Genomic DNA, 12,089 nt, shown 5'->3' with positions numbered 1-12,089 from the left:
CGGGTCCCTGTCTGAAGTCGCCCGTCCGCGTCAAGCCCGGGGGTGAGCCGCATTATAGGCCGCGAGCAGCCGCGCCGCGTCGACCTTGGTGTAGTTCTGCGTGGTCGACAGGGAGGCATGGCCCAGCAATTCCTGGATGGCCCGGAGGTCCCCTCCGCCGCCGAGGAGATGCGTGGCGAAGGAGTGGCGCAGGGCGTGGGGCGTCGCGCTCGCGGGCAGCCCGAGCGCGCCACGCAGGTTCTCCATGACGAGCTGGATGATCCGCGGCGACAGCGGGCCGCCCCGCGCGCCCACGAAAAGCGGCCCTTCCGGCGGCAGGGGATGAGGGCAGGCCGCAATGTACTCCGCGATGGCGCGTGACACCTGCGGCAGCACGGGCACGCTGCGGGTCTTGCCACCTTTTCCCGTCACCGTGATGTCAGCCTGCCCGCCGACAGGGGCGTGGCGGCGCTGGATGCCCAACGCCTCGCTGATGCGCAGGCCCGACCCGTAGAGCAGGGCGAGCACGGCGGCGTCGCGCGCCAGGATCCACTCCGGCCGGTCATCGCCGGCGCGGCTTTCGACCGTGGTGACGGCCTTCGCGGCCGAAACCGCAAGCGGGCGAGGCAGGTTCTTCTTCACCTTGGGGCCACGCACCGCCGCGAAGGCGGAGGCATTGCCCGCGCCCGTGCGTTCAAGATGCCGGGCGAAGGAGCGCAGCGCGGCAAGCTGGCGCATCAGCGAATGGCTGCCGATGCCCTCGCGCCGGCGCGCCGCCAGGAAGGCGCGCAGATCCGCCGGCCCGAGCGCGGCGATCGTGCCAAGGCTGGCCGGCTCGCCCTGATATTCGGTGAGGAAGGTCAGGAACTGGCGCAGGTCCCGCCCGTAGGCTTCCACCGTTTTCGGCGAGAGGCGGCGCTCGGCGGCGAGATAAGACAACCAGCCCGTCGTCGCCGCGAACAAGCCGTGCTCGGTGTCCGCGTCTTCCCTCTCCACCGACACAGCGGCGGGGGGCGCGGAGGCGGACGGATCATCGGTGGGCGCCAGCGGATGATGTCCTGGATGATGTCTTGGATGATGTCTCGACATGGCATGATGATCCGTGATTCGTCCTAATCACGGGTGAATGGCCCGATGTCGCGGCTGATCGCCATTCCCGCCGCCCGGCTGCGCGTGGAGGATGAACATCCGTCCCGGCAGTGCTATGCCTGCCGCCATGAACGCCGCCACGAAAGCCGCCACGAAAGCTGCCATGGGCACCGCAACGTCATGAGCATCACCGAGGCAAGCCCTGCGATCAAGACGGCGTCGACCGGCCAGATCGTTGACGTGCTGGTGCCGGTCGCGCTCGATACGGCCTATTCCTACAAGGTCCCAGCCGGCCTCGAGCTTGCCAGGGGCGATGTCGTCGTGGTGCCGCTCGGCCCGCGCGAGACGGTCGGTGTGGTGTGGGACGCACGGTCTGGCGACGGCGGCAACCTGAAAGCCGTGGTCGGACGCGTCGATACCACGCCCATGAGCCCGGCCTTGCGGAAGCTCGTCGAGTGGATCGCCTGGTACACCGTGTCGCCACGCGGCCTTGCGCTCAGGCTCGCGCTGCGCGTGCCCGATCCGAGCCGTCCGGAGACGCCGCGCGTCGGCGTGAGACTGGCCGGACCGCCACCTGCCCGGCTGACTCCGGGGCGGCAACGCGTGCTCGAAGTGGCGGCGGGCGGCCTCGTCTTCACCAAGAAGGCGCTGGCCGAGGAAGCCGCCGTGAGCCAGGCCGTGGTCAACGGCCTCATCGATGAAGGCACGCTCGAGACGGTGGCGCTGGCGCAGGAGCCGGTCGCCCTGCCGCCTGATCCCGCCTTCGCGCAGGCGAGCCTTTCCCCCGCGCAGCTGGAAACGGCGGATGCCTTGCGCGAGACGGTCGGCGAAGGCGCATTCTCGGTCACGCTGGTGGAGGGTGTGACCGGCTCCGGCAAGACAGAGGTTTACTTCGAGGCCATCGCCGAGGCCCTGGCGCGCGGCAAGCAGGCGCTCATCCTGATGCCGGAGATCGCCCTGACCGCCCAGTTCCTGGAGCGCTTCGCGGGCCGCTTCGGGGTGAAGCCGGCGGAATGGCACTCGGGCGTTGCGGCCCGCCGGCGCGAGCGCATCCATCTTGGCGTGGCTGCAGGCGAGGTACGCGTGGTCGTCGGCGCCCGATCGGCCCTGTTCCTGCCTTTTCGCGAGCTCGGCATCATCGTCGTCGATGAGGAGCACGAGACGGCGTACAAGCAGGAAGACAATGTCCAATACCACGCCCGCGACATGGCCATCGTGCGGGGGCGCATCGAGGGCTTCCCGGTGGTGCTCACCTCGGCGACACCGTCGATCGAGACCAAGGTCAACGCCCAGTCCGGGCGCTACCGCTATCTCGCCCTGCCGGAACGCTTCGGCGGCCGCGCCATGCCGACGATCCGGGCGATCGACCTGCGCCGCCACCCGGCCGAGCGCGACCACTGGCTGTCGCCGCCGCTCGTGGAAGCCATGCGCGACACGCTCGAACAAGGCGAGCAGGCGCTGCTCTATCTCAACCGGCGCGGTTATGCACCGCTGACACTCTGCCGCGCCTGCGGGCATCGCTTCCAGTGCCCCAACTGCTCGGCCTGGCTTGTCGAGCATCGCTACCGGCGCGCGCTCGTCTGCCATCACTGCGGCCATGTGGAGCGCCGGCCGGACAACTGCCCGTCCTGCGGCACCGTCGATGCGCTGACCGCCTGTGGCCCCGGCGTGGAACGGCTGGCGGAGGAAGTCGCCGAGCATTTCCCGGACAAGCGTTGCATTGTCCTGTCGAGCGACATGCCCGGCGGCACGGAGCGGTTGCGCGAGGAACTCCAGGCCGTGGCCGACGGTGAATTCAGCATCGTCATCGGCACCCAGCTCGTCGCCAAGGGCCACAACTTCCCGGGCCTGACGCTGGTCGGCGTCGTCGATGCCGATATCGGCCTTGCCAATGGCGACCCACGCGCCGCCGAACGCACCTTCCAGCTTCTTCAGCAGGTCACGGGGCGCGCCGGCCGCTTCGAGAAGCCCGGGCGCGCGCTGATCCAGACCTTCCAGCCCGATCATCCCGTGCTGCAGGCGCTCTTGTCCGGCAATGCCGAACGCTTCTACCGGGAGGAGATCGCCCAGCGCGAAGCGGCGGGGCTGCCGCCCTTTGGGCGGCTCGCCGGCATCATCGTGGCGGCAGCCGACAGGAACGAGGCGGAAGCCCACGCCCGCGCGCTGGCGCGAACCGCCGAAACCCCGCCGGATGTGCATGTGTTCGGCCCCGCCGAGGCGCCGCTTGCCCTCATCCGGGGCCGCTACCGTTTCCGGCTCCTGGTGCGCGCCACCCGCGAGACCGACCTGCAAGGCTATCTCAGGGACTGGATGGCGCGCGCACCCCGGCCGCCGCAGCGGATCCGCGTCACCATCGACGTGGATCCGCAAAGCTTTCTGTAGGGCGGCAGGTCGTTTCCGCACCTATAGGTCAACCAACCTGCCACATAGGCTCTTCCATATTGATCTGCAGGACAATTCCGAGAAGTGGGGACGTCAATTCCTTGTGTTCCGAAGATTCCGCGAAATAGAAAAGGAGTTGGTCCTCGCCAAGCCCCTCCGCCATGCACTTGCGCCAGAATTCCGCGCCGGCGGCATCGGGCGCCCGGCCCAGAATCCCGTGGTAGAACCGCGTTATCAGGTCAGCGCCGGATGCTGCCGAACCGTAGCGAGCGGAAAAATCGTCGGTGGCAACGAGTTCGCCGGCCAGCGTGCGCAGCGCCTTGCCCTGATCAAGCGCCTGGAGCTGCCGGGCAAGAACGGCATCGGGCTGATCCTCACCATAGACGGTCCGCGACAGGCGGTAAGCCTGCCCGGCATGGCCGTCGACATCGAACGCGAGGAGCGTATTGGAGAACTGGATCCTCTCCACGTTGTGCAGGGTCAGTTCGGGCTTGAAGGCGCCTTCATCACCCCCTGGCGCCGCATACCGTATCTTTGAAGCAAGCGTGATCTTGTCCGTTTCGTGACTGATCCGATATTGATTGCCAGGCGCCTGGATAACAGCGAGGTCGAGCCCACCTCCCATGTCGACTTCGCCGTGATACCAGGGACCAAAGACCATGCGGTCGTTCAGGGCCGTCGGCAGGCCGGAGTCGGACATCAGGGCTTCATCAAGTGCGGAAATCTTGACGGCAACACCCTGCGGCAGCTGCGCGCCGAGCGCGGATCCGAAGCGCCGGGCCACGTCCGGATCGAGGTGAACGGGGTTTGCGAGCGGGATGCCAGCCGGCAGAAAAGCCCGCGCATGGGCTCCGAACACTGTTGTTACGCCATCGCCTTCGATAACGTTGCTCTGCCAGCCTGTGACATTGCCTTTGGCAGGGTCGGGCGCAGCAGCCATGAACAGCGCATGCGCGACTTCATGGCGGAAGAGCGTTGTCGCATCGTAGCGGTGCACGACATCGAAGGTGCCGTCAAAGGACAGAGCGTCCACCATGCGCCGCGGAATCCTGACGTCGATATCGGCTACGTCCTCCTGGTTGTCGATGCCGGTTATTGCCTTGTAGGCGGCGTGGGGCATCAGGCGCACCCCCGCTCCGTTGTCGCGATAGGCAATGGTCTTCAGGCCCGCGACTTCCGTTTCGGCGATTCGTCCCCGCTCGAGGCTGGAAACGATGGTGAGCTTGATATCCAGAGGATGCGGAGACGGCAGACGCGCCATCCAATCCGCCAAGGCATGCTTATAGGAGGCTTCCAGCTGAACGCGCATCTCATCGGAGACGGATCCAGTTTCATCATTGAACACAATATTTTCCTGCATGAAACATCCTGAAATTGAATTTTCAGCAATTTAGCAGATCTATATAAGCAATTTATAAGTATATCTCTATTTATATAGATATATTAATCCAGTGAGCACAATAAGCATATATTCGCATCGGATGCGGCGAGGAGGCCGGCGGTGCGAGGGAAAGTGCACCAAAGCTGCCATCCACCTGCAGGAATTTTCAGGACTTCAGCACTCCAGCTTTGCAGAAACGAAACGAGGCGCCCCTCCGGAGCGCCTCGTCATGAGCCAACGCATATGCGGCGAGGCCGTATCGTTCCGGCCTGTTGTCACGAGAGCGGCGGCGCCCCTCGGGCCAAGTCCGTCTGTGGCGGACTTGCTCCGCTTGAGGATAGGCGGGCAAATTCACCGGCTTGGCTGGTATCGGACGATTCCATCCAAGCCGGATTTGCCAAGCCGGATTTGCTCTTGTGGAACGCGACGCAGCGCGCCCGCCTCGATCGCGGATCGGCCGAAGCCGCATGGCGCGGATCCGGCCCGCGGCCGAACCGTTGATCCGCTCCGCTATACGAAGAGCGTGGGCTCGAAGGGCGCGCCCTGCCCGACTTCCCTCACGGCGGTGGCCGTCGCCTCCGGTCCCAAGGCGAAACTCGCCAACATGCGCTCAGGCGTCATGTGGGACGCGACCTTGAGCCACGCCGTCAGTCCGCAAGCGTCGGGCTCGCGGCTGAGCACGTTCTCATAGTGCTGCGTGATGCCGTCCTGCGTATAATGGGGGGCACTGAAGCGCCCTTTGAACTGGGACTGCATCACGTGCATCAGCTCGCTGATGACGGTTCCCTGCGACTGCCCGTGATCGAGATCCCCGGCCACGGAAAACACACGGTTGAGATCACGTGGAACACCCAGCACCGCCTTCACGATCTGATAGCCGGTAATGGCGTTGCTGTCAGCCATGTCCAGACAGACGATGCCGTCATCGAACTGCAGCCATTCGACACCCCGCAGACTGATCGTGACTTTCGCGCCATCGACGTCATGGGACACGGTCCAGCCGCCGTCCTGGCGCGCGACCTTGTAATCCACCTTGTTACCCGGCAGGGCGACCGCGTCCCGCCCCGCTCCCAGATCGACGGAACCCGACGTCGATGCGTCCAACGTAATGAAATCGTTGGAGCAGCATGTGGAGACGATCTTGAAGGGTCTGGGCGCTGCGGGAGCCGCCACCTCCGCCGACTGCGAATCCATGGCCGCCATTGCAGCCTCTTCCTCATCCGGCGTGACAGCCGCCGCTCCCCCGCCCGGCGGGGGCGCCGCGGGCTCCTCCTCCGGCTGCGGAGCAGACGTCGCCGTTACGGCCTCTTCCTCCTCCGGCACCACGGTCACCGCTGTATCCTCGCCCGGCGCGGGCGCCGCGGGCTCCTCGGACGGCGGCGGGGCCACGATCACCGGCGCAGCCTCGTCCTCCGACGCGACTGACACCACCGCCTCCTCGCCCGGCGCGGGCGCCGCAGGCTCCTCGGACGGAGGTGGGGCCACGATCACCGGCGCAGCCCCGTCCTCCGACGCGACTGACACCACCGCCTCCTCACGCGGCGCGGGCGCCGCAGGCTCCTCGGACGCCGACGGAGCCGTGACCACCGTCACAGTCCCTTCCTTCGGCCCGACGGGCGCCGGCGCCTGCTCGACCCGCACGGGCGCCGCAGGCTCCTCGGACGCCGACGGAGCCGTGACCACCGTCACAGTCCCTTCCTTCGGCCCGACGGGCGCCGGCGCCTGCTCGACCCGCACGGGCGCCGCAGGCTCCTCGGACGCCGACGGAGCCGTGACCACCGTCACAGTCCCTTCCTTCGGCCCGACGGGCGCCGGCGCCTGCTCGATCCGCACGGGCGCCGCAGGCTCCTGGGACGGCGGCGGAGCCGCGATCACCTTCACAGCCCCTTCCCTCAGCCCGACGGGCACCGCCGCACCCTTATCCGGCGCGGGTGCCGCAGGCTCCCCGGACGGCGCCGGAACAGCGCCAGCGTCCTCCGCCTCGGCGGGCTGAGCCGTCGGCGCACCCTTTTTTTTAAGGCCGGCCACGAGCCCTGCCAGCAGATCTGGCCTTCCCTTCAGCAACGCCAGCAAATCAGCAGAGGTCACTGAAGAAATATCGATTTTCCTACCCATGCCTATTCCCTCTATCAATACAATACGCGTGAAATATAGGCCATGGAAAAAATCATTTGGTAATATACTAACGTGTATCGAGATCTAATTATAATAATATTTCGGAAACAACTACTTATGATTGATTTATGACTGTTTCATAGTAATTAAACCGAATAATAATTCGAATTTTATTCTAGCAAATTCTGCACAAGCAAGGAGCGGAAGATTAAATCTTCCTTTCGAATGCCAAGAGTGCGCCGCCGCAGCCATCCCCGGGGATCATCGCCGCGCGGCCGCTTTCAGCGATGTGACCCGACCGCGTGAGCGCCCGACACATACGCCTTGTCATCGCGACAGCACGACGCATGCGCCGGGCACCACGCTGCTGCGTGGCGCCTGGACGCCGGGTCGGGCTATACGCCTGAACAGCCGGAAAATTGCGCCAGCTTACGCCGCCGTGTCAGACCTGGACGGCGCAACGCTCCTCGACGAGACTCGTCCAATAGGCGATGCCCGCCGTCACGATCTCATCGTTGAAATTATAGCGCGGATGGTGGAGCCCGGCACTGTCGCCGTTGCCGATGAAGATGAAGGCGCCCGGCCGCTGCTCCAGCATGAAGGAGAAATCCTCCGCGCCCATGATCGGCTGGATGCCCGTATCAACCGCGCCGGTGCTCGATATGCTTCGCGCGACATCCGCGGCGAAGCGCGTCGCGTCCGGATTGTTCATGGTCACGGGATAGCCGCGCCAGAACTCGACCTCGGCGGTTGCACCGAGCGCGGCCGGAATGGAGCGGGCCAGCGCCGTAAGCCGCGCCTCGCAAAGATCGCGGACGGCTGGATCAAGGGTCCGCACCGTCCCCGTCAGCGTCACCCGCTGGGGCAGCACATTGAAGGCATCGCCGCCGTTGACGGTCGTCACCGAGACCACGGCGTTCTTGAGCGGGTCGACATTGCGGGCGACGACGGTCTGCAGTGCGAGGACCAGATGGCTCGCCGCGACGACGCTGTCGATGCCCTCATGCGGGTGGGCGGCATGGCTGCCCTTGCCTTCGATGACGATGCGGAAGCGATCGGCGGCCGCGAGCATCGCGCCGGGCCGGATGGCGAAGCTGCCGGGGACCATGCCCGGCATGTTGTGCATGCCATAGACCTCCTGAATGCCGAAGCGATCGAGGAGGCCATCGTCGAGCATGGCCTTGGCGCCGGCACCACCCTCCTCCGCCGGCTGAAAGATGACCACCGCCGTCCCGGCGAAATCGCGCGTCTCCGCGAGATAGCGCGCCGCGCCGAGAAGCATGGCCGTATGGCCGTCATGGCCGCAGGCGTGCATTATCCCCGGCGTTGCCGAGCGATAGGGAAGATTGGTCTCCTCCTCGATGGGGAGCGCATCCATATCAGCCCTGAGGCCGATGACGGGCCCCGCATCCTTGCCGCGTATCTTGCCGCGAATGAGGCCCACGACCCCCGTGCGGCCGATGCCGGTCACCACCTCGTCGGCGCCGAAGCTACGCAACCTGTCCGCCACGACGCCGGCTGTCCGGACGACGTCGTAGAGCAACTCGGGATGCGTATGCAGATCCCGCCGCCAGGCAACGACGTCGTTCTTCATGTCGGCAATACGTTCCGCGCGCGACATGCGCCAATCCTCCCGCTGACACCACCAAGGGCAATGGCTTAGCACAGTCGGTGCCGTGAGGCACCCGACGGCGTCGCGGGCCTGTCAAGGCAGCCCAGCGCCCAGCCCCGCATTCACCAACATTTCACTGACCCGGGCGCGCCTCCGCAAAGGCGGCGAAAGTATGCCGGGCTCGGTTGCGCAGCCGGCATCCTTATGCTAGTGCACCCCCGTATTGGGATTAAGGGTTCAGCTTGTCCCAACCCTATCAGAAGATAGCCAAACAGGGTTATGCGCCGCCGAGCAATCGGTGACGACGTCGCCCTTGAGACGAAAGAGAGGCCCGGTGGCTAACGGGGGTGCAATGGTGTCGGGTGTCGCGGAGCGCTATGCCAAGGCGTTGCTCGACCTCGCAGAGGACGCAAAGGCGGTGGATACCGTCGGTGCCGACCTCGACCGATTCAGTGGTCTGATCGCGGAGAGTCCTGACCTCGCCCGCCTGGTCAGGAGCCCCGTGTTCTCCGCCGAGGAGCAGGAGAAGGCCGTCACGGCCATTCTGGCCAAAGCCGGCATTGGTGGCCTCACCGCGAATTTCATCCGGCTCGTCGCGTCGAAGCGCCGGCTGTTCGCCCTTCCGGGCATGATCGAGGGTTACAAGAGCCTCGTCGCCGACAAGAAGGGCATTGTTCGCGCCGAGGTGACCCTCGCGGAACAGCCTTCCCCCAAGATGCTGGCCGATATCGAGGCCGCTCTCAAGGACGTCGCCGGTGGCAGCATCGCGCTCAACGTCAAGGTTAACCCCGCCATCATCGGCGGGCTCATCGTCAAGCTCGGCAGCCGTATGATCGATGCCAGCCTGCGCTCCAAACTGAATTCGATCCGTCTCGCGTTGAAAGAGGTCGGCTGATGGACATCCGCGCTGCGGAAATTACCGCAATCCTCAAAGAGCAAATCAAGAACTTCGGCCAGGAGGCTGAGGTCACCGAGGTCGGACAGGTCCTCTCGGTTGGTGACGGTATCGCCCGTTGCTATGGCCTCGACAATGTCCAGGCCGGCGAAATGGTGGAGTTCGAATCGGGTGTGCGCGGCATGGCGCTCAACCTCGAGCTCGACAACGTCGGCATCGTCATCTTCGGTTCCGACCGTGAGATCGCCGAAGGCCAGACGGTGAAGCGCACGGGCGCTATCGTCGACGTGCCGGTCGGCAAGGGACTTCTTGGCCGTGTTGTCGACGCCCTCGGAAACCCCATCGACGGCAAGGGTCCGATCGACTCGACCGAGCGGCGCCAGGTGGACGTGAAGGCGCCGGGCATCATCCCGCGCAAGTCCGTGCATGAGCCGATGGCCACGGGCCTCAAGGCGATCGATGCCCTGATCCCGATCGGCCGCGGCCAGCGCGAGCTGATCATCGGCGACCGCCAGACCGGCAAGACGGCCGTCGCGCTCGATACGATCCTCAACCAGAAGTCGCTCAACGTCGCCGGCGCTGACGAGAACCAGAAGCTCTACTGCGTCTATGTGGCCATCGGCCAGAAGCGCTCCACGGTCGCCCAGTTCGTGAAGGTGCTCGAGGAGCAAGGCGCCCTCGAGTACTCGATCGTCGTGGCGGCCACGGCGTCCGATCCGGCGCCGATGCAGTTCCTGGCACCCTTCGCCGGCTGCGCCATGGGCGAGTACTTCCGCGACAACCGCATGCATGCCGTGATCATCTATGACGACCTGTCGAAGCAGGCTGTCGCCTACCGCCAGATGTCGCTGCTGCTGCGCCGCCCGCCGGGCCGCGAGGCCTATCCGGGCGACGTGTTCTACCTGCATTCCCGCTTGCTCGAGCGCGCCGCCAAGATGAGCGACGCGAGCGGCAACGGTTCCCTGACGGCCCTGCCCGTCATCGAGACGCAGGCCAACGACGTCTCGGCCTATATCCCGACCAACGTGATCTCGATCACCGACGGCCAGATCTTCCTCGAGACCGATCTGTTCTACCAGGGCATCCGCCCGGCGGTGAACGTCGGCCTGTCCGTGTCGCGCGTCGGCTCGTCCGCGCAGACCAAGGCGATGAAGAAGGTGGCCGGCAAGATCAAGGGCGAGCTCGCCCAGTATCGCGAAATGGCCGCCTTCGCCCAGTTCGGCTCCGACCTCGACGCCACCACCCAGCGCCTTCTGAACCGCGGTGCGCGCCTGACCGAGCTCCTGAAGCAGGGCCAGTTCTCGCCGCTCACCATGGAAGAGCAGGTGGTCGTGATCTATGCCGGCGTGAACGGTTATCTCGATCCGCTGCCGGTCAACCGCGTGCGTGGTTTCGAGGAGGCCCTGCTCGGCGCCGTCCGGACCAAGCATCCGGAGATCCTCGAGGCGATCCGCACGTCCAAGGATCTGTCCGACGACACCGCCGGCAAGCTCAAGGCCGCGGTCGAGGACGTCGCCAAGACCTTCGCCTAAGCCTGTGCGTGACAGCTTCCCCGTGTTGACGCTGGGTGCATTCGTGGAAAGCCCTTCTCCCCTTGCGGGAGCGGGCGGGGAGAGGAAGGCAGACGCTGACCTCTCCTTCGTTTGCGCCCCATCCCCTCTCCAGCTCTCCCCGGCATGGGGAGAGGGTAGGTCCTGATGCCGAGCTTAAAAGACCTTCGCAACCGCATCGCCTCCGTTAAAGCGACGCAGAAGATCACCAAGGCCATGCAGATGGTGGCCGCGGCGAAGCTCCGTCGCGCGCAGATGGCCGCCGAGGCCGCCCGCCCCTATGGGCAGCGCATGTCTCACGTCCTGGCCAATCTGGCGAATGCGATGCCATCCCGCGAGGGTGCGCCGCGACTGCTGGTCGGCACGGGTCTGGCCGAAACGCACCTGCTGATCGTCTGCACGGGTGAGCGCGGGCTTTGCGGTGCGTTCAATTCCGCCATCGTGCGCCTTGCCCGCGAGCGGGCCAACGCGCTGATCGCGGAAGGCAAGCGCGTGAAGTTCTTCTGCGTCGGCAAGAAGGGCTATGACCAGCTGCGCCGCAACTTCGCCAAGGACATCATCGAGCTCATCGAGCTACGTTCGGTCCGCGTGCTCGGGTTCGAGCATGCCGAAGATATCGCGCAGAAGATCATCGGCCTCTTCCACGAAGGCAAGTTCGACGTGGCGACGCTGTTCTACTCGCGCTTCCGCTCGGTCATTGCCCAGGTCCCGACCGCCCAGCAGATCATTCCGGCCAATGTCGAGGCCGCCGATGACGGGGAAGTCGCCGGTCTGGTCTATGATTATGAGCCGGACGAGGAGGAGATCCTCAACACCCTGCTGCCCCGCAATCTGGCGGTCCAGATTTTCGGCGCCCTGCTCGAGAACAACGCCTCGTTCTACGGTGCGCAGATGTCAGCCATGGACAACGCCACCCGCAACGCGGGCGAAATGATCAAGAAGCAGACGCAGCTCTACAACCGCTCGCGTCAGGCCATGATCACGAAGGAACTGATCGAGATCATCTCGGGCGCCGAGGCGGTCTGACGCATTTGAGGACGGCCGCTCCAGCGGCACTGATTGTAGTTTGATGAGGCCCGGACGGGC

Annotated in this window: 8 protein-coding genes; 4 read left to right on the top strand and 4 right to left on the bottom strand. The window is 65.5% G+C overall.

What is annotated here, in order from left to right; genetic code table 11:
• Window positions 1–30: 30 nt before the first annotated feature.
• Complete coding sequence (locus C7450_RS14130) at window positions 31–1,068, bottom strand: tyrosine recombinase XerC (protein ID WP_110375067.1); 1,038 nt, start codon at window positions 1,066–1,068, stop codon at window positions 31–33.
• Window positions 1,069–1,248: 180 nt separating this feature from the next.
• Here C7450_RS14130 and C7450_RS14125 point away from each other — a divergent pair, with 180 nt between their 5' ends.
• Window positions 1,249–3,450: a primosomal protein N' gene (locus C7450_RS14125; protein ID WP_110375162.1), complete on the top strand. Its 2,202-nt coding sequence runs from the start codon at window positions 1,249–1,251 to the stop codon at window positions 3,448–3,450.
• A 28-nt stretch (window positions 3,451–3,478) separates the two neighbouring features.
• Here the strand turns inward: C7450_RS14125 and C7450_RS14120 are convergent, their stop codons facing one another.
• The 3 genes from C7450_RS14120 to C7450_RS14110 all read right to left on the bottom strand — a co-directional run bounded on the left by C7450_RS14120 (window position 3,479) and on the right by C7450_RS14110 (window position 8,567).
• On the bottom strand, window positions 3,479–4,810 hold the full coding sequence (locus tag C7450_RS14120; RefSeq protein ID WP_110375066.1) for a DUF4214 domain-containing protein: 1,332 nt from the start codon (window positions 4,808–4,810) through the stop codon (window positions 3,479–3,481).
• A 531-nt stretch (window positions 4,811–5,341) separates the two neighbouring features.
• Window positions 5,342–6,919, bottom strand: coding sequence for a hypothetical protein (locus C7450_RS14115; RefSeq protein ID WP_146227338.1), 1,578 nt, complete (start codon window positions 6,917–6,919; stop codon window positions 5,342–5,344).
• A gap of 469 nt (window positions 6,920–7,388) precedes the next feature.
• Window positions 7,389–8,567 carry a M20 aminoacylase family protein gene (locus C7450_RS14110; protein WP_110375064.1) on the bottom strand — a complete coding sequence of 393 codons (1,179 nt, stop codon included), beginning with the start codon at window positions 8,565–8,567 and terminating at the stop codon, window positions 7,389–7,391.
• A 325-nt stretch (window positions 8,568–8,892) separates the two neighbouring features.
• Between C7450_RS14110 and C7450_RS14105 the strand changes: the two genes are divergently transcribed.
• The 3 genes from C7450_RS14105 (at window position 8,893) to C7450_RS14095 (ending at window position 12,029) form a co-directional block, all read left to right on the top strand.
• Window positions 8,893–9,453, top strand: a complete 561-nt coding sequence (locus C7450_RS14105; RefSeq protein ID WP_110375063.1) for a F0F1 ATP synthase subunit delta — start codon at window positions 8,893–8,895, stop codon at window positions 9,451–9,453.
• Window positions 9,453–10,985 (top strand): F0F1 ATP synthase subunit alpha, encoded by a 1,533-nt coding sequence (atpA, locus tag C7450_RS14100; protein ID WP_110375062.1) that lies wholly within the window; start codon window positions 9,453–9,455, stop codon window positions 10,983–10,985. The genes C7450_RS14105 and atpA overlap by 1 nt, the downstream gene beginning before the upstream one ends.
• Before the next feature lie 165 nt (window positions 10,986–11,150).
• Window positions 11,151–12,029 carry a F0F1 ATP synthase subunit gamma gene (locus C7450_RS14095; protein WP_110375061.1) on the top strand — a complete coding sequence of 293 codons (879 nt, stop codon included), beginning with the start codon at window positions 11,151–11,153 and terminating at the stop codon, window positions 12,027–12,029.
• Window positions 12,030–12,089: the final 60 nt, after the last annotated feature.

Origin of the sequence: Chelatococcus asaccharovorans, assembly GCF_003201475.1 — a bacterium.
GTDB classification, from domain to species: Bacteria; Pseudomonadota; Alphaproteobacteria; order Rhizobiales; family Beijerinckiaceae; genus Chelatococcus; species Chelatococcus asaccharovorans.
Note: the sequence above shows the minus strand (reverse complement) of the source record. Positions and strands in the feature narration are given on the sequence as shown.